The sequence below is a fragment of the Pseudonocardia sp. N23 genome (genome assembly GCF_002583555.1).
In the GTDB taxonomy this organism is placed as follows: Bacteria; Actinomycetota; Actinomycetes; order Mycobacteriales; family Pseudonocardiaceae; genus Pseudonocardia.
The window spans coordinates 1-19,959 of sequence record NZ_BEGX01000127.1; the positions used below are offsets into that span (position 1 = coordinate 1).

The window sequence follows — 19,959 nt, forward strand, 5'->3', positions numbered from 1 at the left end:
CTTGTCGTTGTCGTAATCGTCGCGGGACTTGGAGGGGCAGGTGCTCTTGAACATTTGGGGGCTCCGCTCGGGTTGTTCTTGTCTGTGTGGAGTGGCCGTTCCGGTCGCTCCGTCGTTGAGAAGAACTTTGCCCGGTTGAGACGTCATTGGGCATCGGCTGCACCCCCGGACAGGCCGGACCCAACCCCCCGACCACAGGTAGGGACCACCCCACCCCAGGCGTGGTCATCCGACGACGAGGAGTCCGGTCAGGTACATGACTGCGAGCCCAGCGACGATTCCCACCGCCACGGGCGGGTCGACGATCCGGCGCGTCGTGGCGTCCCGCAGCGGCGCCGCGACCTGGACGATGACCAGCGCTACCGCGCCGACCCCGACTCCCAGCAGCGCCGCCGACAGCGTGGGGTTGTCGACCGCGGCGCCGACGACGGCCCCGACGATCGCGGGTGCCCCGGCGAGCATCCCGAGCCCGAGCAGCCGCGGCCAACCGACGCGGTGCTCGGCCAGCGGCGCGACGATCGCGAGTCCTTCGGTGGTGTTGTGTAGGGCGAACCCGACCACGAGGGCCGCGCCGACGGCCAGCTCGCCGACGGCGAATGCCGAGCCGATGGCCAGCCCCTCGCCGAGATTGTGCAGCCCGATGCCGCCGGCGACGAGCCACGCGAGCCGCAGCGCCGCCTGCCGGCCGCCGTGCCCTTCGCGCGGCTGGCGGGCCCGCACCCAGCGATCGACTCCGTTGAGCACGACGAACGTCGCCGCCCCGGTCAGGAACACCAGGGCTGGCCCGCCGAACGGCCCGCCCGCGCGGTCGGCCAGCTCGATCCCGTCCAGCGTCGCATCGATGCCGATGAAAGCGAGAAGGCCGATCGTGAAGGCCAGCAGTACGCGCATGACGGTCGGGCCGGCGCGCCGGAGCAGCGGCAGTACGGACATCCCGAGCACGACGGGTATGACGCCGACGTAGAGCCCGAGCAGAACCATCGTTGCGAGGGAGTCAACGGCGACCGGCGGTGTCGCGACCGCGATCGGGATCTCGTGTTCGATCACCGCGCCGGTCGAGGTGAGCAGCGAGACGAGGTAGGGCTGGCCGTCGACCCACGGGTAGTCGATCGACAGGGTGGCCGTCGACAGCCGGGCCACCGGCTCGTCGGCGCCCCGGAATTCGGTGAAGCTGTCGTTCACCGCGACCTGGGCGATGCTCACCGGGTCTGGTCCGGCTCCACGTACCGTGAGCTCGATGGTCCCCGGCGTGAGCACGACTCGTTCCACGGCGAGTTGCTCGACGGGTGGACCGGCGCGATCGGGGAGGGTCGCGCCGCCGAACAGCGCGATCGCGGCCAGTACGGCGCCGATCACCGCCAGCAGCGCGCCGCCGAGCAGCCACGGCGGTGCCTGTCGTCTGCTCGCCTCGTCGCGCTCGTGTTCGAGCATCGGCTACTCCGTCACCTCGAAGAAGCCCATCCAGCCGAGGTCGGCGAACTCGGTCTTGTGGGCGTGGAACATGAACCGGCCGGGGCGGGGGAACCGGACCTCGCAGATTCCGCGCTGGCCCTGGGCCTGCATGATCGTGTCGGTGTACTCCGCCGGCTCCAGACGGGTCCCGGTCGGGAAGTACTCGAAGAAGTTCCCGTGCAAGTGGAAGCTGTTGATCGGGTCGTATTCGAGGATGTTGACCAGGTAGATCCGGACAAGCTCACCGGCCCGGACCCGGACCGGGTCGTTCATGTAGGCGAACGGTATTCCGTTGACGGCATAGAGCTGGTTGCCCTGGCCGTCGAACGTGGTGTTCCAGCCGTGCTGCACCATCACCAGCTCATCGGCCGCCGGCCGGCCTTGCCGCGGGTCGACGATAAACGTCCCGTACATCCCGCGCGCGATGTGCTCGGCCAACGGGCCGACATGACAGTGGTAGAGGTGCAGCCCGAACGGTTCGGCGTCGAAGGTGTAGGCGAACTCCTCGCCCGGTGAGATGACACCGCGACCCACCATCGGGACCCCGTCCATCTCAGCGGGGTGGATGCCGTGGAAGTGCATCGTGTGCGGGTGGGCCGAGCTGTTCACGAACCGGACCCGCAGCACGTCACCCTCGGTGCAGCGCAGCGTGGGGCCCGGCACTCGCCCGTTGAACGTCCACGCCGGGAAGCGGACCCCGGGCGAGACCTCGATCTCCTGGTCCCGGGCCACGACCGTCCACTCGCGCTGGGTCCGCCCGTCCGACAGCGTCGACACGCTCCCGCGATCGAAGTCGCGCAGGATCACGGCGGGATCGAACCCGTTCGCGGCGTGGTTGACGCCTGCGCCTGATCGGAACGTGGCGCCGTTCACGCCGGAGTGCGGGGAATGCCCCGTCGCAGGCGGATCGGCTGGGCCGGTCTGCTCTCCGTGGCCCGAGTGCGGAGACTGCGCCGCGGCCAGTGCCGGGGCGAGTGTGGCGGCGCCGACGGCTCCCGCGGCGCCGACGAGGAAGTGGCGGCGCGTCGTCATCGACTGCCCCGGGCATCTGGCATGACCAGGGACTGTAGGCGCGACAGAGCCACACGAACAGGGCGCCCGACACAAATAGTTCGGGCTGCCTCAAACTGAGACAATCCGGCGGTCGTCCAGGCGTCCCCACCACCGCCGGCAGGCCCGCCATGCGCGCGCCTGCAGTTCATCGATGGCGCTGTCCATGACGGTGGTGACGTCCTCGGTGGGCGTCGGACAGGTCGAGCTCGCCGTTGCGTGCCCAGGCCAGCATGTCGGAGCCGGACCCGGCGGCGGCGACCCAGGATCTGTCCCCGGTCGCCGTAACTTGCACCCGCGCAGCCCTGGAGGCTCACACTCAGGGGCAGACCGAAGGTCGATCCGAGTGCTCGAGGTGGGGTTTACCCCCTAGCAGGAAAACCACGAAACGGTCATAGTTTGTTCACCGGACGAACCAGTCGGAGGTTGCGAAGTCGGTTAACCCAAAGCCCGTGGGGGCTGACGGAACCGTTCTGACGCGACCAGTCGGAAGCGCCGGCCCGTGGGGGGCTCGGTGTTGTCGGTCGGCTGGTCGACGAGTGCGCGTCGAGGGGCGAGGGCCTCTCCCTTCGGCGCGCACTCGGACCGTTGCTTCTCCATGCGTTCGAGCAGAACGGGTCGCCCAGGGCGCACCCCGGACCCGCCCACATGGGCGGCGCTGAGCCTGTACGCCGCGCCCGCTTCGGCCCGTCGCGCGATCAAGACCTGCAGGAAGGAGATGACCGTCGCGGCCACCTGCCATTCGACGCGCATTCGCGTGCCATCAATCGGAACTGACCGGCAGCACCTCGAGGACGACGAGCTGCTGCCCGGTCTCATCGGCCTCGACGACGTAGGTGCCCGGGTCATCGGCGCGAAAACGCAGTTCCCGCTGCGTGGTGGTCGTCGAGAAGATCTCGAAACCCTGAACATGCAGTTGCCCGACCATTCCCGTGGGGGCAACGATCTCGACCTGGCTCCCGGCTTGCACCACCTCCCGCCGCGGCTCCTGTGGGGTGTCCGCCGCAACGGGAAGGAGCTCGATCCGCACGCTCACGGATTCGTGAGCAGTTCGTTCCGGCAGCGGCACCGGTGTCGAGTCGGTCGGCCCCGGAGTCACCGGCTCGCCACAGCCCATGACGAGCGCTGCTGCGATTAACGTGGACCCGGCAGCGCGCCGGGCCACGCCTGCCCGACGCTGCGCCGACCTCACCGCCCACCGCCGTCGGTGGCGGGACCGAGGATCGGCTCAGTGACGTCGTCCTCGTCGCGAGGCAGTGGGACGCCGCGGAGGCGGTGGTCGCGACGGACGCGCCAGACGACCACCGCGGTGATGGCCGTGCAGGCCACCAACGGGATCCCGAGGAAGATCAAGGCGGCGAGGGGCGGGCTGAGCTCGGTGAGGAAGTCAGACATCACTGTTCCCGGGGCGGTGTGGGTGGGGGCGGTCGGAAGCGTCCGAGCGCAAGGCTGTGGGTGACGACGAAGACCGACGACAGCGCCATCGCCGCTCCCGCGACCAGCGGCGTGAGCAGGCCGGACGCGGCCAGCGGCAGCGCCGCGGTGTTGTAGCCGAACGCCCACAGCAGGTTCCAGCGGATCGTGCGGTGAGTGCGTCGGGCCAGCTCGACTGCTGCGGCGACGGCGGTGAGGTCGTCGCGGCCCAGGACGATGTCGGCGGCGTCGATGGCGGCATCGGTTCCGCGGCCGACCGCGATCCCGAGGTCTGCAACAGCGAGGGCTGCCGCGTCGTTGATGCCGTCGCCGACGAACGCGACCCGGTGCCCCTCCTGCTGGAGCCGCCGCACGACGGCGACCTTGTCCTCGGGCGATGCCTCAGCGGTGACCTCATCGGCCGGGTCGATCCCGACGTCGGTCGCGACGGCCGCGGCGGTGCGGGCGTTGTCGCCGGTGAGCATCAGTGGTGTGAGGCCGAGCCCGCGCAGCGTGGCGACAGCAGATGCGGCGTCGGGACGCGGCAGGTCGGTGAGGGCGATGAGGCCGAGCGTCGACCCGTCGACGTCAACGGCCACGACTGTCGCCCCGGCCGTTTCCAGGGCCTGACGGCGGACAGCCAGGCCGGCCGGTAGCGGGGTGCCCGCGGACCGGCCGACGAGCACCCGCCGACCCTCGACCAGCCCGGACACCCCCGCGCCAGGTACGACGGTGAAGTCGTCGACTCGGGCGGCGGCCGTCGCGGCCGCGGCGATCGCGACGCCAATCGGATGCTCGGACCCGTGCTCGACCGCCCCGGCCAGCCGCAGCAGCTCGTCCTCCCCACCCGGCTCGGCCGGAATGACCCCGGCGACCTGCATGCGACCCTCGGTGAGCGTGCCGGTTTTGTCGAACACAACAGTGTCGACGCTGCGGGTCGCCTCGAACGCCGGTGCGCCTTTGAGGAACAGCCCGAGCTGTGCTCCGCGGCCCGTGCCGGCGAGGATCGCCGTCGGCGTCGCCAGGCCGAGCGCGCACGGGCAGGCGACGATGAGGACTGCGACCGCCGTGCTCACGGCCGTCGCGACGGGGTTCCCGGCGAGCAGCCATCCGACGAACGTGCCGCTGGCCAGGACGAGGACGGCGGGCACGAACACGGCGCACACCCGGTCGGCGAGGCGTTGCGCGTTCGCGGTGGTCGTCTGCGCGCTCTCGACTAGCCGTGCCATCCGCGCGAGCCGGCTGTCGGCGCCGACCCGGGTGGTCCGCACGACCAGCAGCCCGTCGACGTCACGGGTGCCGCCGACGACCGCGTCACCAGGCCCGACGTCGCGGGGTACGGACTCGCCGGTGACCGCGCCCGCGTCGATGGCCGCGCGGCCTTCGACGACCACGGCGTCGGCCGGAATCGTCTGCCCGGGCCGCACGATGACGAGATCACCCGAGAGAAGCCGGTCGGCGGGGATCCGCAGGACGACGTCGCCCCGGACCACGTCCACGTCGACGACCGACCGCTCAAGCAATGCCCGCATCGCCGACGCAGCGCGCTGCTTGGACTGAGCCTCGAAGAATCGACCGGCGAGCAGGAACGCGACGACGATCGCGACGACGTCGAGGTAGAGCCCGTCGCCGGCCCGGGCCAGTGCCGACCAACCTGCGCCGAGTCCGGGCTCGACGGGCCCGCCACGGAACATCACCACGAGCGTCCAGCCTGTCGCAGCGAGGACACCGATTGAGATCAGGGTGTCCATCGTCGCGGTGCGATGGCGCAGCCCGCGCCACGCGGCGGCGTGGAACGGCCACGCGCACCAGCCGACGAGCGGCGCGGCCAGGGCGAGGCACACCCACGTCCAGCCCGGGAACCGCAGCTCCGGGAACAGCGACAACGCGAGCGACAGGTCGGCCAGCGGCACGGCCAGCATCGCGGCGACGACGAGCCGTCGGCGCAGGTCACCGGCCCGCTGAGCGAGTGTGTTCCCGACCTGGCTAGTCGCGGCGGTGTCGTCGACACGACGAGCCTCGTAGCCTGCGCGCTCGATCGCGTCGATCAGCATTCGAGGATCGATGTCGTCGGTGCACACGACGTGCGCCTGCTCGGTCGCGTAGTTGACCGTGGCGGTGACACCCTCGAGCTTGGTGAGGGTGCGGGCGACCCGGCCGGCGCACGCCGCACAGGTCATGCCGCCGACCTGAACGGTGTACGCGCGCCGACCGGCGGTGTCGACAATGGCGCTCATCCGGTGCCGGGCCGGGGTTCGGCCGCTATCCGTTCGACCGCCGGCAGCAGCTCGCTGATCCGCACCGAGCCGAGGAAGATCGCGGCGACGCGGTGTCCGCGGTCGAGCACGATCGTCGACGGCACTACGTTGGGCGGGAAGCCGCGCAACGCGGCGAGGCTGCGGCCGGGCGGATCGAATATTGACGAGTAGTCGACGCCTCGGTCGCGCAGGAAGTCGCGGGCCTTGTCGCGGTCGTCGCGTACCGCGATGCCGAGGACGGTCACGCCGTCGTCCCGTTTCAGGCGGTGGACCTGCTGCAGGTCGGGGATCTCCTCCCGGCACGGCCCGCACCACGATCCCCAGATGTTGACCACGACGACCTGGCCGGCGAAGTCCTGAAGCGACGTCGTGCGGGCGGGGTCGGCGAGGTCCTGGCCGGCGAGGCCGCGGACGGCGCCGCGGCTCTCGGGCGGGTCGTAGGTCAGCCGCGTCTGGCCGCCGGGCGCGACGAAGGTGAACTCCCGCGCCTGGCTGGGCGCGTTCCCGCTGGGTGCGGTGAACGAGCAGCCGGCGAGAAGCAGGGCCGCGACGACCAGGAGCGGGAGCCGTCTCATCGCACGCCCGCCGAGCCGGTCCACTCCGACCAGAACCGGGCCAGTACCAGGACGGCGACAGTGATCGTCCACAGCAGGACTGGGACGGAGTGATAGCGCAGCAGGAACGCGACCGGACCGCGGTCGCGGTCGTCGGACCGGGTCCGGGCGAGGTTGCCGAGCGTGACGTACCAGAAGACCGGCACGGTGACCGCCCAGACGACCATGCAGTACGGGCACAGCGCCCCGATCCGGTAGAGCGTGATGACCATCAGCACGTGGACGAGTCCGACGCCCGCGGCGACGCCCAGTTGGAGGCCTGCCCAGAACCATGACCGGAACCGTGCGCCACCGAGAATCGCGACACCGACGGTGAGCACGATCGCGAACCCCATGATCCCCAGCAGCGAGTTCGGGAATCCGAACAGTGCCGCCTGCGGCGACCGCATCACCGACCCGCAGCTCAGCACCGACCCGAGGTTGCAGCTCGGGATGTAGTCGGCGTCGGAGAGGACGTTGGCGCGCTCGACCGTCAGGACGGTGGATGCCAGCAGTCCTGTCGCTCCGCCGGTCGTCAGCATCCACGGCAGGAGCCTGGGGAACGGGTCGGCGAGCTGGTGGGTCGCCGACCCCTCCGTCCGCGGCACGAGTGCCACGGTCACGCTCCGCCACCCTGCTTCACCAGCGCGGCGTCGAGGGCGGCGCGGATGTCCTGCACGGTCTTGGGCTGCAGGCGCGTGCCGTCAAGGAAGAACGTCGGCGTGCTGGTCACGCCGAGGGACGTGCCGTCGGCGACGTCTTCGCGGACCTTCTCGAGCGTGGCCGGGGAGTCGTAGGCGGCGTCCCAGGCGGCGAGGTCGAGGCCGAGCTCGCGGGCGTAGCCGCGGAAGACGTCATCGGCGCGGGTCGGCTTGTCACCCCACTGGGCCTGCCGCTCGAACATCGTCGAGTACATCTGCTCGAACCGGTCCTGCTGCGCCGCGGCCTCCACGGCCCGCGCGGCGGGCTCGGCGTTGTCATGGTTGGGCAAGGGGAAGTAGCGGACGACGAAGGTGACGCGGTCGCCGTAGTCGGCACGCAGTTGCTCGACGACGGGGTAGAGCGCACCGCAGGCCTCGCACTCGAAGTCGAGGAACTCGACGAACGTCACCGGTGTGCTGCCCCGCGAGAGCGTGCGGCTGTCGGTGCGTGCGGCGATCGACGCGGCCTCGCCGGGGGCAGGTGCGGTGACCGCGGCGGGTTGCGACGCGGTGCTGCTGTCGCCGCCGTCGGGGATCAGTGCCCAGACCAGGGTGGCGACCAGGGCCACCGCGGCGACGATCCCGATCGACACCTTCGCGTTGCGGCTCATCGGACCTGCACCTCGTCCCCGACCTGCAGGTCGGCGAAGAAGGCCTTGGCGTCGCCCATGACCAGCTTCACGCAGCCCGCCGACGGAGTCGTCTGCCTGCCCTCATGGAAGGCGACACCGCCCGGCGCGAAGAACACCGAGTACGGCATCGGCGAGTTGTATTCACGACTGATCCAGTTCTCGGCCTTCCACTCGACCTTGAACGTGCCGGTGGGGGTGGGTGTGGACACGTCGCCGTCGACGAAGGTGACCGCGCGGGTGACCTTGCCGTCGCGGATGAGCCAGGCGTTGTGACTGTCGAGGTCGACACAGGCGCGCGCCGTTGTGGTACACGGCGTGCCGGCGACGATGTCAACCGCGACCGGACCGGCCGGCGGGCTGTAGGGGGTGCGCGAGGTCGGCACGTTCGCCGCGGCTACACCCCCGGCGAGGAGGAGCGCGACGCCCGCGGCACCGAAAGCGAGGAGTGGCCGGTGGGATCGGGGACGACGGTTGTCGGTGGACCAACGGTGGTCAGCCATGGTGCGAGCTCGATTCGGGGAACGATCACGGATCATCGACGCGCGGAGTCACCGCGGCGCGACGGCAGGGGACATCGCTGAACCTCCGCGGGACCGGCGACGGCATCGCGCGCAGCGGGCACGATCGTCAGGCGGGTCGAGCGGCGGTGGGACCGATCAGCGTCGACTGACGCAGAGTTCGATGCACAGGTCGACCCCACTGACCTGCACCGTCGGGACGGACCTGTCGGGAGCGACGGCAGCCGCCCCGTCGACACACGGGGCGGGCTCGGAGAACACCGCGGGCACCGAGAAGGCGGACCCACTCGCGGCCAGCCTCGAGACGGGCGTGCCGGAGTCGTCGTGCGTGGAACGCCGGTCGGACGGGCACGCCGGTGCGGGCTCGTCGGTGGCAGCGCCGAAATGCTCAGGATCGGCGAAGACCGCGCTGTGGGCGTGCTCGGCAGCGGACACCTGGATCGGGTGCGCGACGGCTCCGACAGCGACCGAGTCCTGCGACGCCGTGTGCATGACGAGCGCGACCACCATGATCAGAAGCGCGACGAGGGTGACGTGCAGTCGAGCCGGCACCCTCACCCTCCTCCAGCATCGCAGCGGTGCATCGTTCCCGCCGGTCAACGCATGCTACCCAGCGTCACGCAAACGGTTGGTAAACCCTCGGGCGTGCACCCGACACCTGCTGCAACGACGCGCGGGTCGCCGCGATGCGCACGACGTCGTGACCCCGTCGTAACCTGCCGTCGCCCCGTGACCGTACGATTCGCGCCGAACGTCGCCGATGCCCGCCCCCACTCCCCAGCCGAGCAGGGATGTTCCGACACAACGTCCGCGCCATGCCGCTGCGCCATCTCGGGTCGCTGACCCTCGGCGCGCTGGCCGTCGCGTTCCCTGTCCTCGCACCCCACAGCGATGCCGACGACTCCCCGGCGCCTGACACGCGCTGGGCGCCCGTCGCACAGGTCGGTACCGAGGAGCGGCACGACCCCGCACCGCGGGTCAACCCGGTCCGAGCCGAGCGCCACGACCGGGTCGCGCTGGCGTCACTGGACAAGGCGACGCGCCTGGCCGAGACGATCGCCTCCTACGCCGCACTGCGCGACGCCGCCACCGCGCAGGGCGCGCCCGACGCTGCAGTCACCCGTGGCGGCCAGGTGTTCGCGCTGCCGACGACCGGCCGGCTCACCTCCGCGGCCGGCCCACGCTGGGGCACGACCCACTACGGGCTCGACATCGCCAACAAGGTCGGCACACCGGTCTTCGCGGTAGGTAGCGGTACCGTGATCGACTCCGGACCCGCGTCCGGCTTCGGGTTGTGGGTCCGCATCCGGCACGCCGACGGCAGCGTCAGCCTCTACGGTCATATCGACCGCAGCCTGGTCCGCGTCGGACAGAGCGTCCGCGCAGGTGACCGCATCGCACTGATGGGCAACCGCGGGCAGTCGACAGGCCCGCACCTGCATCTCGAGATCTGGTCGGCCGACGGCCGCAAGCTCGACCCGGCGACGTGGTTGTCCCGGCGCGGGCTCGATGTCGGATGAGGGTTACCGTGGGCCGACCGATTCTATTCAACGTAGAAGATCGCGGGAACCGCCAGAAGGGAGGCCGGACGATCGTGGACGCCAGACCGGCCCGGCGCACCGCGCGGGCCCATCGCTCCTTCCGGCTCGTCCTCCTGGTCATCGGGTTGCTCGTGGCCTGTGCGGCGATGATGGCCGCGACCGACACAGCCTCGGCACGGACCACGGCTGCACCCGACAGCGGCCATCACGTCGTCCACGACCTGCACTGCGAGTCGTTCACCGGGCCCACGGCCGCCCCAACCTCCCCGCCGCAGGACGAGATCCCGGCCGTCGACGTCGAGCCGGTAGCCGGTTCAGCGGCACCCGTCGAGGCCTGCGACGCGCCCGCCACCGGATCGCATCCCCCGGGCCGAGCCCTGCTGCTCACGATCGGTATCGACCGCAACTAGCGGTTACGACGGGCACGATCCGCTTCCGGCGTCGTCCCTCTCGATCTTCCCGTCCCGTCGCCCGCGCAGCCGCGACCGTCATATCGTGCTGCCGCGCAGGAATCGAGCCGATCCATGACCGCTGCTGTCGGCCTGTCCACGGCCGCCCTCCTCGCCCAGTCCGCCACCGACCGGTCGGGCATCAGCCCGTGGCCGCTGATCATCGTCGGTGGTGGCGTCGCCCTGCTGTCGCTCCTGATCGTCTGGGCCCAGAACACGACTCCGCCACCCGCCCCGGAACCGGACCCGGCGCCCGCGCCCGCGCCCGCGCCCGCGCGCGTAGAAGAATCCGCACCCTCACCCGCCCTCGATGAGACCGATCGCGACGGCCCGTCGTGAGTGACATCCCCGCCGAACCACTCGGCATCTGGCAGGCACTCACGAGTTGGGCCGTGCCGGAATGGGAGCTCGCCGTCCTCACCGTCGCCGGCGCGGCCTACCTGCTCGGCGTGCACACGTTGCGCCGCAGAGGGGTCCCGTGGAAACGCGGCCGGACCGTGCTCTGGTTCGTCGGCCTCGGCCTCATCGGGGTGTCGACGAGCTCGGCGATCGGCGTCTACGACAGCGCGTCGTTCGCGATGAGCGCCGTGCAGCACATGGTGCTGCAGATGATCGCCCCCGCACCCCTGGGCATGGCCGCGCCCGTGACATTGGCGTTGCGCGCCTCCTCCGGGCGGCCCCGCCGCATCCTGCTGGCCGTCCTGCACAGCCGCTACGTCGCCGTGGTGACACACCCACTGGTCGCCTACGTCCTGTTCGTGATCACGCCGTTCGTGCTGATCTACAGCTCGTTGTTCGAGATCGGGCTCACCAACGGGCTGGTCCACGACCTCACGCACCTGCACTTCGTGCTCGTCGGCGCACTGCTGTACTGGCCGCTGCTGGGCATCGACCCGCTGCCCAACCCTCTGCCCTACGTGCTGCGGCTGCTGCTCGTCGTCGGGCTCGGACCGGCGCACATCGTCCTCGGCATCCCGATCATGCTGCGCGACAGCCTGCTCGCGCCGGGCTTCTTCCTCGCCGTCGCGAGCCGCTGGGGCAACGACCCGCTGGCCGACCAGAAGGTCGGCGGCGGGCTGCTGTGGATCTTCGGCGACGTCGTCGTGCTGTTCCTGCTCGGCGGCATGTTCTCCCAGTGGAGCCGCAGCGAGGAACGCGAGCAGCGCCGCATCGACCGTCACCTCGACCGCATCCACGGCTCGGCCGTCACCACCCCGCCGTGGTGGCTCTCGGCCGCGCCCGATGTCGTCCCCCGGCTGCCCCGCTCGTCCGATCCGACCAAATCCGTCTCGACCCGCACCGACGCGCTCGAGGAGCCGACACCATGACCACCGTGGACCCGAAACCGCCCACCCGCCCGCGCCGCGCAGCCGCCTGGCTCGTCCGAGTCGCCGCGGCCGCCGCCGTCGCCGCGCTCATCGTGCTGGGGACGGCGACGCCCGCGCTCGCCCACGACGAGCTGGGCAGCTCTACCCCAGCGAACGGCGCCCAGCTCGCGACGGCCCCGGACGCCGCACGTCTTGTGTTCAGTGCACCGCTCGATCCGCTGTTCGTGCAGACCGCTGTGACGACGCCCGACGGCAGCCGCTGGGAGGCCGGCCCGACGCGGGTCGAGGGGTCGACCGTCGTCGTCCCCTTGCGCACCGACGTCCCGGTAGGCGAGTACACCCTCGCCTACCGGGTCACCTCGCAGGACGGCCATCCCATCAGCGGCGGCGTCACCTACCGGGTCACGACGAACACCGCTCCGACCTCCGCGGCCGTCCCGGTCACCCCGAACACACCGGCCCCTCCGACCGCACAGGCGGCACCGCTGAGTCCGGCGGCAGAGGTCCAGAACGGTGGCGCACCGATCTGGCCGTGGCTGGTCGGCGCGATCCTCGTCGTCGCCGCAGCGATCTTCGTGATCCGCAGAATCGCGAAGTGAACCGGTCAGTCGTGTCGACGCAGGTAGCGCTCGGTGACTTGAGCAGGCAGTCTCCCGCGCGCCGTCACCTGCATACCCTCCGCCAGAGCCCACCGCCTGATCGCGGTGGTACGTCGCCGTTCGGCCGCAGTCCGCCAGCCTGCGTCCCTCCCCGCGGCAGGCTCGCGCGGCCGCGCCTTCGCCGCGTACGGGGCCAACAGCCGACGTAGCGCCGCGGCGTTCGATATGGACAGGTCGATCTCGTAGGACAGTCCGTCCAGCGAGAACAGGACGGTCTCGTCGGCGGGTGATGCATCGAGGTCATCGACGACCGAGGTGACGATGTGGCGCGCCATCTCGTCAGCCGCGCCTGCGACGAGCTGCGGCCGCGAGCCTTCGAAGCGCTGGCCTCGTGATCCGTCGGGCCGCGCGCCTCGCAGGGCTCACCAGCACGCACCACGCCCATACCGAACGGGCGACGTGTCCAACCCCCTGTGCCCGAGCCTTGCGGTAGCCGACGAGGCCGTAACCGACGGAGCCGATCGGGACGAAACCCGCCCGACGTAGGTCGAAAAGTGGTCGCTGCGCGTCGGAGTACAGGTGCCATGCCGTCCCGTCCGACGGCTCCCGGATGTCGAAGTTCGCGATCAGGACACCACCCGGGCCCAGCGCGGCATGCAACCGCCGGCACGTGGCGTAGACGTCCGGCACATGGGCGAGGGTGTCGACGGCGGTGATCGCATCGAACGCGCCCGCTGGCAGCCCGGCCTCACCGAGGTCGATCCTGGTCACCTCGTCGTCCCGGCGCTCGTGCCGAAAGCGCACGAAGTCCAGCAGCGTCGAGGACAGGTCGGCCGAGGTGGATGACCAGCCCGACCGGGCGAACAGCTGGCTCGTGACGCCGATGCCGGAACCGAAATCCAGGTGCCGGCGACCGATCACGTGCTGTTGTGCGAACCGCAGCGCCATCACGTTCGAGGCGTCGGCACGTCCCTCGGCCTGCAGGTACGCCCACCAGCAGAGATCGAACGCCCAGGATCGGGTCGACCGGTAGAACTCGACACGCCCCCTCTCACCGTCGGAAGCGCCGGCCCTGCGCCACTCATCGGCGCTCGACCGTTCCCAGCCGAGGCACTCCTCGCGTGCCTGATCAGGCGTGATTCCGTGATACGTCGCGAGATCGTCGAGCAGCGACTCACGAACGTCCTTCCCGTCGACACGCAGGGTGTCGACGAATGCTGTCATTTCCGGGCTCTCGAACGCTTCGCGTTGCCGCTCGCCCCAGTCGGACGGGTCCAGAGGCGGCAGCTCGGCGGGGTCGGCGTAGACGCCCTGCTCGCCCTGCGGGACTGCGTCGTGCATGGCTTGCCAGAGGCGAAGGCGGAAAGCGCGATAGAGCAAGTGGCTCGGTGCGGTCGGCATGTCTCACAGTTCCGGGGGTCGGAGCGCACGCCCGCCACCACGGATCAGGGACGGTCGCGCGGCCGCTGATCCGTCGTCACACCGGCGTGAGCTCTCGTGGCAACACGGGCGTCGGATGCTCCGCCGACCTCGGGGGCGCGCGACCCGACCACGTGTCGGCAGGGCTCCACCGGGCTTTCCGGTCCCCAGCGCCTGACGTCGAGGGGCGGTCGGCCGGCTCGGCTGACCGGCCGCTGAAGGCACGCAGATGCCACGTCTGGGACCAGGCCGCCGCCCAGAGCTGTCCGACGATCCACACGACGACCGCATGAATACCCGACCCGATCAACACCAGGCCGACGGGCGGGGCCCCGTGATGGGCGTCGAGATGAGTGAGTGTCTCCAGCGCCGTGAATACTGCGGGGGCAGCCGCGGTCGCCGGCAGGGACTGCTCGAACCGGCCCGACCTGCCACGAAGGGCCGCTCCTGCAATAGCCAACGAAGAGAGCACGAGGAGCCCCAGCGTGGCGAGCACCAACGGGCCCAGCGGACCCCCGTAGCGCTGAGACGCCACGGGCTCTGCCACGACAGGTGCGACCAGGCGATGCGTGATCGTGTGGGTCAGACCCCACAGCGCCGCGCCCACAGCGATGGCGCGGACAAGGGTCGGGCCACCCTGACGCTGCCCGACCATCACTGGCGCACCTCTCTCCGGAACCCGTCCGTCGTGATGGAGTCCCCAACACAGAGTGGCCCGGGCTCGGCAAGCGGCAGGTAAGCCGAAGTCCCGGACATGGCAAAGCGAACAAGTGGCATTGCCCTCGCGAGTCGTGGCAGCAGCGCCCGATCCGTGTGGATCGCGTCGCCAACTGGCGTCTCGGACGACGAGCTCAAGCGGTAGATGGCCGGCAATTCCCCTAGTGCCGGGTGCCCGACGCCATCAGGCAAGTCGAGTCCATCCTCAATACGTCCATCGGCAAGCTTTGACAAGGTCGAGATGTGGAGCCGTCACGCGGCGAGCACCCATCCACCCAGGTAGCGGTCACGGCCGCCAGCTCCGCCACTCCGCATGACGAGATCGAGCGGTCCGAACTGGTGCCTGCCATAAATGTGCTGACATACGCACGTCGACAGAGGCCACGCCTTCTCCAGTCCGACGTGCGAAACGTCCTAAACAGTGGCCACGACGCAGAACAGATGACAAATCTGCAGCTCTAACAGGTCTCTGACCTGGACAAGGGAGTCGACTTAGCGAGTCGACCCGACACCTTCGCATTACGAATTCTACGGATCAGCCATAGGCAGCGGCGGCATCGATGCACGTCAGTGCCCCGCTCTGGGGCGTCAGTGGTCATCTGCGGACGTGATTGGAGGCCACGAAGGAGGCTGCCGTGGCCGGGGCCTGCCGTCGGCTGTCGGCCCGCGCGGCCTTGGGCGCTCGCACACCGGAACACGTCACGGCCTCGACCATCTATGGGCCGTCAGACGATTACCACATCGACCGAGATCGAGCGCCGGTTACGCGGAGCGCAGCACCGCCACTGGCGGCCTACTTGCTCACCGCACACAACGACGCGCGTTCGGGCGGCCCGAGCCCGAACGCGCATCGTCATGTCCTGCAATGTCTGGACCGGGTCCGGGCCGATAGCCATCACCCCCCACGGGTGGCGGCCACCGGCCGGGAAACAGACCCGGCCCTCGTGCTCAGCTGGAGTAGCTCCAGTCGTCGTTGTTGTAATTCTTGCCGCCGTAACCGGAGTCCCACTTGTCGTCGTTCCACTTGTCGTTCGAGCTGTACTTGTCGTCGCAGCCGTAGTTGTCGTCGTCGTACTTGTTGTTGTCGTAGTGGTCGGACTTGTTGTCGTGGCAGCCCCACTTGTCCTCGTACTTGTCGTTCTTGCTGCCGCCGTAGCCGCCCCACTTGTCGTTGTCCCACTTGTCGTTCTTGCCGCCGTAGCCGCCGTCCCACTTGTCGTTGTCGTAATCGTCGCGGGACTTGGAGGGGCAGGTGCTCTTGAACATTGGGGGCTCCGCTCGGGTTGTTCTTGTCTGTGTGGGAGTGGCCGTTCCGGTCACTCCGTCGCTGAGAAGAACTTTGCCCGATTACGCCATCATTGGGCATCGGCTGCACCCCCGGACAGGCCGGACCCAACCCCCCGACCACAGGTAGGGACCACTCCACCCCCCGGCCACAGGCTCGGTCTCCGCCGATCCACCGGCGTGCGGGCAGGCCCGCGATCGGGACGCCACGACCATGCGCCGTTGTCAGACACGGCGAGACGGCCCCTCGGCCCGCGTTGTCGTCGCCGCCGCGTCGTCGCAGCACCCGCAACTGCCGACGGCGTCGGCTTCCGGCGACGACGGGTTGCGAGGGACGACGTCGAGGGTCAGCCGCACGCTCCGGTCAGGAGCGGTGTCGGGCTCCGGGTCCGCACAGCACGCGCAGCCGTCCCCGCAGCCCGACCCGATCGCTGGCGCCGCCACCGGGGCCCGCTGTACCCGTGGTGCGGGTGCGCAGCAGTCGTCGAGGACCGGCGCCGCGGCGACCGACACGTGGTGACGACCCGCCACGGCCGGCGCGGCCGTCAATCCGGGCGGCGGCGGCGTCGTCCGGGCGGCCCGGACCGCGTTGAGGATCACCAGAACCTCGGCCGTCTCGTGCACGACGACGACGACGGCCAGCCCCAGCACACCGAACGCTGCCAGCGGGATCAGCGACCCGATGATCAGCAACGAGAACCCGACGTTCTGCAGCATGATCGTCCGTGCTCGGCGGGCGTGGGCGAGGTTCTGCGGCAGGTGCCGCAGGTCCTCGCCCATCAGCGCGACGTCGGCGGTCTCGATCGCGACGTCGGTCCCCATGGCGCCCATGGCGATCCCGACGTCGGCGGTGGCCAGCGCGGGAGCGTCGTTAACACCGTCCCCGACCATCGCGATCCGCCGCCCGGCCGCGACCGTCGACAGCAGCGCCGCCTTGTCCTCCGGGCGCAGCTCGGCGTGGACCTGGTCGATCCCGGCCTGCGCGGCCAGCGTGCGTGCGGTGCGCTCGTTGTCGCCGGTGAGCATCGCGACGTCGATCCCGAGCTCGCGGATGCGGCGCACAACCTCCGGGGCCTCGGGGCGCAGCTCGTCTCGGACGGCGACGGCCCCGATCAGCAGGCCGGCGCGTTCGAGGAGGACGACGGTCGCTCCCTCGCCTTGCAGCCGTGCGACGTCGTCGGTCAGCGGTCCGGTGTCGATCCATCCCGGTTTGCCCAGCCGCAGCTCGACGCCGTCGCGGGTGCCGGTCAGTCCGCGCCCGGGGATCGCGGTCACGTCGTCGGCCGGCTCGATTGCTGTCGACAGGCCCGCGGCGGCGTCGAGGATCGCCCGGGCGAGGGGGTGTTCGCTGCGGGCCTCCAGCGCGGCGGCGAGCGCGACGACCTCGTCCTTCTCGATGCCGGGCACGGCAAGGACGTCGACGACCTCCGGCCGGTTGCGGGTGAGTGTGCCGGTCTTGTCGAGTGCGACGACCCGGATGCGGCCGAGCTCCTCCAGGGCGGCGCCGCCCTTGACCAGTGCGCCGTGCCGGCTCGAGGCGCCGACCGCGGCCACGACCGTCAGCGGCACCGAGATCGCCAACGCGCACGGCGACGCCGCGACCAGCACCACCAACGCCCGCTCCAGCCACACCCCCGGGTCACCCAGCAGGGACCCGATCGCCGCGACGAGTGCGGCCAGGACGATGATCGCCGGGACCAGCGGACGCGCGACCCGGTCGGCCAGCCGTTGCCCGGCACCCTTGCGTTCCTGCGCTTCCTCGACGATGTGCACGATCCGCGCCAGCGAGCTGTCCGACGCGAGCGCTGTAACCTCCACCTCGATCGCGCCGCCGCCGTTGATCGTCCCGGCGAACAGCTCGTCGCCGGGCCCGGCCTCCCGCGGCACCGACTCCCCGGTGATCGCCGAGGTGTCCAGACTGGTCCCCCCGGCGCGGACCACACCGTCGGTCGCCGCGCGCTCACCGGGCCGCAGCACCAGCAGGTCCCCGACGACGAGCCCGTCGGGCGCGACCACGACCTCCCGCCCGTCCCGAATCACCGTCGCGGTGGGCGGGACCAGCCCGAGCAGCGCCCGCAGGCTGCGCCTGGTGCGGGTGATCGCGTGATGCTCCAGGCCCTCGGCGATCGAGAACAGGATGCCCAGCAGGGCCGCCTCGGCCACCTGCCCGAGCGCGACCGCACCGATCACGGCGATCGTCATCAACGTGCCGACGCCGATCCGTCCGTGCCGAAGGTTGCGCAGCGCGCCCGGGACGAACGTCCACGCCGCGACGGCCGCCGCGACCAGCTCGATTCCCAGGACCAGCGGACGAGGCCCGCCACCGAGGCCGACGACCCACGCGGCGGCGCCGAGCAGCACGGCGGCCGCCGCCGCGAACTGCAGCTCACGCACCTGCCAGAGGCGCGCGGGCCCCCGGTCGAGGTCCTGTTCGGGGCCGCAGCAGACGTCAGACACGGTCGGCCTCCCCGACCAGGCGCGGGTCCTCGACGTCGAGCAGCACCGAGGCGAGCAGCCGGCCCCGGTCGGTCAGCCGGTACATGACCATCCGGCCGTCCTTTCGGGAAGCGACGAGACCGGCCGTCCGCAGCTGACGCAGGTGGTGGGAGACCAGGGCCTGCGACGCGCCTACGACCCACGCCATGTCGCACACGCACAGCTCATCGCCGACCAGCAGCGCCACCGCGATCCGCAGCCGTGTCGGATCACCCATGGCCCGGGCGTGACCCGCCGAGGGCTCCACGTCGTCCACCCCGGGCACCGCGGCCCGGATGCGCTCCGCGTGCGGCAGGTCGAGGCACAGGAGCTCGCAGGCGTCGTCGTTCACCATGCAAACACACTAACGCTCATTGATATGTCGAGTCGATACCGCTTTGCTGGTGGACTCGTCGCCTGACGCGCCGCTAAGATTCATGCATGTTGACGCATGTGTTTGAACGGTGGAGCCAGTGATGAGCCACGGACACGGGCACGGAACCCCCGGCGCGACAGCCGGCGCCGGCTATATCCGGCGCCTCGGTCTGGCACTCGGGCTGACCGCGGCCTACATGGTCGTGCAGGTCGTCGTGAGCCTGACCAGCGGCTCCCTGGCCCTGCTCTCCGACGCCGCGCACATGGGCACCGACGTGCTGGGTCTGGGGCTGGCGCTGGCCGCGGTCGTCCTGGCGAACCGCCCCGCGGCGTCACAGCGCACCTACGGCAACTACCGGCTCGAGGTGCTCGCCGCCGTGATCAACGGCTTGCTGCTGTTCGGGGCCGCGGCGTACGTGTTCGTCGAGGCGATCCAGCGAATCGCCGACCCCACCGAGGTCGCCGGCGTTCCGTTGCTGATCGCCGCCGCGTTCGGCCTCGCCGTCAACGTCGTGAGCATGCGTCTGCTCGCCCGCGGCGCGCAGGACAGCCTCAACGTCAAGGGCGCCTACCTCGAGGTGCTCGCTGACATGGTCGGCTCGATCGGCGTCATCGTCGCTGCGCTCGTCGTCTGGCTCACCGGCTGGATGTACGCCGACACCCTGATCGCCGCCGGGATCGGGCTCTTCATCCTGCCCCGCACCTACGTTCTGATGCGGCACGCGCTGCGGATCCTCATGGAGGCGGCACCTCCGGGTGTCGACGTCAACGCGGTCGCCCGCCGCCTACGCGCGATCGACGGCGTCACCGACGTCCACCAGCTCCACATCTGGACGATCACCTCCGGGATGGAAGCCGCGAGCGCGCACGTTCTTGTCGACTCCGACGAACGGATCCACCCGGTCCTCGACGAGGCGCGCGCGATCTTGGCCGACGTCGGCGTCACCCGCAGCACCGTCCAGGTCGAACCCGTGTCACACACCGACGACTCGGTCGCCGATGTTGGGAGCAGAGAATCAGCCACCCGCTGACGTGAGTCCCGCTCCTGGCGTCGCGACCGACGGTGAACTGTCGGTGTCCGGCCGCACACTGAGTCCATGTCGAGGCTGCGCAGACTCCCGGACTGGGTCGGGCATCCACTGCCGGCCGTCGCCG

21 protein-coding genes are annotated in these 19,959 nt (G+C 70.6%); 6 read left to right on the plus strand and 15 right to left on the minus strand.

Going from position 1 to position 19,959, the window contains the following annotated elements; all coding sequences use genetic code 11:
* Positions 1 to 225: 225 nt before the first annotated feature.
* The 10 genes from TOK_RS27950 to TOK_RS28000 all read right to left on the minus strand — a co-directional run bounded on the left by TOK_RS27950 (position 226) and on the right by TOK_RS28000 (position 9,169).
* Positions 226 to 1,431, minus strand: a complete 1,206-nt coding sequence (locus TOK_RS27950; RefSeq protein ID WP_098960991.1) for a ZIP family metal transporter — start codon at positions 1,429 to 1,431, stop codon at positions 226 to 228.
* Positions 1,432 to 1,434: 3 nt separating this feature from the next.
* Positions 1,435 to 2,484, minus strand: a complete 1,050-nt coding sequence (locus TOK_RS27955) for a multicopper oxidase domain-containing protein (RefSeq protein ID WP_098960992.1) — start codon at positions 2,482 to 2,484, stop codon at positions 1,435 to 1,437.
* Positions 2,485 to 3,265: 781 nt separating this feature from the next.
* Positions 3,266 to 3,538, minus strand: coding sequence for a hypothetical protein (locus tag TOK_RS27965; RefSeq protein WP_098960994.1), 273 nt, complete (start codon positions 3,536 to 3,538; stop codon positions 3,266 to 3,268).
* 152 nt (positions 3,539 to 3,690) lie between these two features.
* On the minus strand, positions 3,691 to 3,897 hold the full coding sequence (locus TOK_RS27970) for a hypothetical protein (protein WP_141566588.1): 207 nt from the start codon (positions 3,895 to 3,897) through the stop codon (positions 3,691 to 3,693).
* On the minus strand, positions 3,897 to 6,152 hold the full coding sequence (locus TOK_RS27975; protein WP_098960996.1) for a cation-translocating P-type ATPase: 2,256 nt from the start codon (positions 6,150 to 6,152) through the stop codon (positions 3,897 to 3,899). The genes TOK_RS27970 and TOK_RS27975 overlap by 1 nt, the downstream gene beginning before the upstream one ends.
* Positions 6,149 to 6,748, minus strand: a complete 600-nt coding sequence (locus tag TOK_RS27980) for a TlpA disulfide reductase family protein (RefSeq protein WP_098961016.1) — start codon at positions 6,746 to 6,748, stop codon at positions 6,149 to 6,151. The genes TOK_RS27975 and TOK_RS27980 overlap by 4 nt, the downstream gene beginning before the upstream one ends.
* On the minus strand, positions 6,745 to 7,389 hold the full coding sequence (locus tag TOK_RS27985; protein WP_253258690.1) for a vitamin K epoxide reductase family protein: 645 nt from the start codon (positions 7,387 to 7,389) through the stop codon (positions 6,745 to 6,747). The genes TOK_RS27980 and TOK_RS27985 overlap by 4 nt, the downstream gene beginning before the upstream one ends.
* Positions 7,386 to 8,078, minus strand: coding sequence for a thioredoxin domain-containing protein (locus TOK_RS27990; RefSeq protein ID WP_098960997.1), 693 nt, complete (start codon positions 8,076 to 8,078; stop codon positions 7,386 to 7,388). The genes TOK_RS27985 and TOK_RS27990 overlap by 4 nt, the downstream gene beginning before the upstream one ends.
* Positions 8,075 to 8,599: a L,D-transpeptidase gene (locus tag TOK_RS27995; RefSeq protein WP_098960998.1), complete on the minus strand. Its 525-nt coding sequence runs from the start codon at positions 8,597 to 8,599 to the stop codon at positions 8,075 to 8,077. Before TOK_RS27995 ends, TOK_RS27990 begins: the two co-directional genes overlap by 4 nt.
* Before the next feature lie 156 nt (positions 8,600 to 8,755).
* The gene (locus TOK_RS28000; RefSeq protein WP_098960999.1) at positions 8,756 to 9,169 is read right to left on the minus strand and encodes a hypothetical protein; all 414 of its coding nucleotides are present in this window, start codon (positions 9,167 to 9,169) and stop codon (positions 8,756 to 8,758) included.
* A gap of 239 nt (positions 9,170 to 9,408) precedes the next feature.
* Between TOK_RS28000 and TOK_RS28005 the strand changes: the two genes are divergently transcribed.
* The 5 genes from TOK_RS28005 (at position 9,409) to TOK_RS28025 (ending at position 12,534) form a co-directional block, all read left to right on the plus strand.
* A complete protein-coding gene (locus TOK_RS28005; protein ID WP_098961000.1) occupies positions 9,409 to 10,137 on the plus strand; it encodes a M23 family metallopeptidase in 729 nt (242 codons plus the stop codon).
* A gap of 74 nt (positions 10,138 to 10,211) precedes the next feature.
* Positions 10,212 to 10,568: a hypothetical protein gene (locus TOK_RS28010; RefSeq protein ID WP_098961001.1), complete on the plus strand. Its 357-nt coding sequence runs from the start codon at positions 10,212 to 10,214 to the stop codon at positions 10,566 to 10,568.
* Positions 10,569 to 10,682: 114 nt separating this feature from the next.
* Positions 10,683 to 10,946, plus strand: coding sequence for a hypothetical protein (locus TOK_RS28015; protein WP_098961002.1), 264 nt, complete (start codon positions 10,683 to 10,685; stop codon positions 10,944 to 10,946).
* Positions 10,943 to 11,935 carry a cytochrome c oxidase assembly protein gene (locus tag TOK_RS28020; protein ID WP_098961003.1) on the plus strand — a complete coding sequence of 331 codons (993 nt, stop codon included), beginning with the start codon at positions 10,943 to 10,945 and terminating at the stop codon, positions 11,933 to 11,935. The genes TOK_RS28015 and TOK_RS28020 overlap by 4 nt, the downstream gene beginning before the upstream one ends.
* Positions 11,932 to 12,534 (plus strand): copper resistance CopC family protein, encoded by a 603-nt coding sequence (locus tag TOK_RS28025; protein ID WP_098961004.1) that lies wholly within the window; start codon positions 11,932 to 11,934, stop codon positions 12,532 to 12,534. The genes TOK_RS28020 and TOK_RS28025 overlap by 4 nt, the downstream gene beginning before the upstream one ends.
* A 5-nt stretch (positions 12,535 to 12,539) precedes the next feature.
* Here TOK_RS28025 and TOK_RS28030 read toward each other — a convergent pair whose 3' ends face one another.
* The 5 genes from TOK_RS28030 to TOK_RS28055 form a co-directional block, all read right to left on the minus strand.
* Positions 12,540 to 12,869, minus strand: a complete 330-nt coding sequence (locus tag TOK_RS28030; protein WP_098961005.1) for an Lsr2 family protein — start codon at positions 12,867 to 12,869, stop codon at positions 12,540 to 12,542.
* 4 nt (positions 12,870 to 12,873) lie between these two features.
* Positions 12,874 to 13,935 carry a bifunctional 2-polyprenyl-6-hydroxyphenol methylase/3-demethylubiquinol 3-O-methyltransferase UbiG gene (locus tag TOK_RS28035; RefSeq protein ID WP_098961006.1) on the minus strand — a complete coding sequence of 354 codons (1,062 nt, stop codon included), beginning with the start codon at positions 13,933 to 13,935 and terminating at the stop codon, positions 12,874 to 12,876.
* Between the two features lie 1,683 nt (positions 13,936 to 15,618).
* Entirely contained in the window at positions 15,619 to 15,936 is a 318-nt protein-coding gene (locus TOK_RS28045) for a hypothetical protein (protein ID WP_098961008.1), read from the minus strand.
* A 243-nt stretch (positions 15,937 to 16,179) separates the two neighbouring features.
* Positions 16,180 to 18,411, minus strand: coding sequence for a cation-translocating P-type ATPase (locus TOK_RS28050; protein ID WP_098961009.1), 2,232 nt, complete (start codon positions 18,409 to 18,411; stop codon positions 16,180 to 16,182).
* Positions 18,404 to 18,784: a metalloregulator ArsR/SmtB family transcription factor gene (locus TOK_RS28055; protein ID WP_172457832.1), complete on the minus strand. Its 381-nt coding sequence runs from the start codon at positions 18,782 to 18,784 to the stop codon at positions 18,404 to 18,406. The genes TOK_RS28050 and TOK_RS28055 overlap by 8 nt, the downstream gene beginning before the upstream one ends.
* A gap of 121 nt (positions 18,785 to 18,905) precedes the next feature.
* Between TOK_RS28055 and TOK_RS28060 the strand changes: the two genes are divergently transcribed.
* Positions 18,906 to 19,835: a cation diffusion facilitator family transporter gene (locus TOK_RS28060; protein WP_098961010.1), complete on the plus strand. Its 930-nt coding sequence runs from the start codon at positions 18,906 to 18,908 to the stop codon at positions 19,833 to 19,835.
* The last annotated feature ends 124 nt before the right edge of the window (positions 19,836 to 19,959 follow it).

Excerpts from the sequence above, each read along its gene's own strand:
- TOK_RS27950 (WP_098960991.1), bottom strand. The coding sequence starts at position 1,431 with ATGCTCGAACACGAGCGCGACGAGGCGAGCAGACGACAGGCACCGCCG.
- TOK_RS27955 (WP_098960992.1), bottom strand. The coding sequence starts at position 2,484 with ATGACGACGCGCCGCCACTTCCTCGTCGGCGCCGCGGGAGCCGTCGGC.
- TOK_RS27970 (WP_141566588.1), bottom strand. The coding sequence starts at position 3,897 with ATGTCTGACTTCCTCACCGAGCTCAGCCCGCCCCTCGCCGCCTTGATC.
- TOK_RS27975 (WP_098960996.1), bottom strand. The coding sequence starts at position 6,152 with ATGAGCGCCATTGTCGACACCGCCGGTCGGCGCGCGTACACCGTTCAG.
- TOK_RS27980 (WP_098961016.1), bottom strand. The coding sequence starts at position 6,748 with ATGAGACGGCTCCCGCTCCTGGTCGTCGCGGCCCTGCTTCTCGCCGGC.
- TOK_RS27990 (WP_098960997.1), bottom strand. The coding sequence starts at position 8,078 with ATGAGCCGCAACGCGAAGGTGTCGATCGGGATCGTCGCCGCGGTGGCC.
- TOK_RS27995 (WP_098960998.1), bottom strand. The coding sequence starts at position 8,599 with ATGGCTGACCACCGTTGGTCCACCGACAACCGTCGTCCCCGATCCCAC.
- TOK_RS28005 (WP_098961000.1), top strand. The coding sequence starts at position 9,409 with ATGTTCCGACACAACGTCCGCGCCATGCCGCTGCGCCATCTCGGGTCG.
- TOK_RS28015 (WP_098961002.1), top strand. The coding sequence starts at position 10,683 with ATGACCGCTGCTGTCGGCCTGTCCACGGCCGCCCTCCTCGCCCAGTCC.
- TOK_RS28025 (WP_098961004.1), top strand. The coding sequence starts at position 11,932 with ATGACCACCGTGGACCCGAAACCGCCCACCCGCCCGCGCCGCGCAGCC.
- TOK_RS28030 (WP_098961005.1), bottom strand. The coding sequence starts at position 12,869 with ATGGCGCGCCACATCGTCACCTCGGTCGTCGATGACCTCGATGCATCA.
- TOK_RS28035 (WP_098961006.1), bottom strand. The coding sequence starts at position 13,935 with ATGCCGACCGCACCGAGCCACTTGCTCTATCGCGCTTTCCGCCTTCGC.
- TOK_RS28045 (WP_098961008.1), bottom strand. The coding sequence starts at position 15,936 with ATGTTCAAGAGCACCTGCCCCTCCAAGTCCCGCGACGATTACGACAAC.
- TOK_RS28055 (WP_172457832.1), bottom strand. The coding sequence starts at position 18,784 with ATGGTGAACGACGACGCCTGCGAGCTCCTGTGCCTCGACCTGCCGCAC.
- TOK_RS28060 (WP_098961010.1), top strand. The coding sequence starts at position 18,906 with ATGAGCCACGGACACGGGCACGGAACCCCCGGCGCGACAGCCGGCGCC.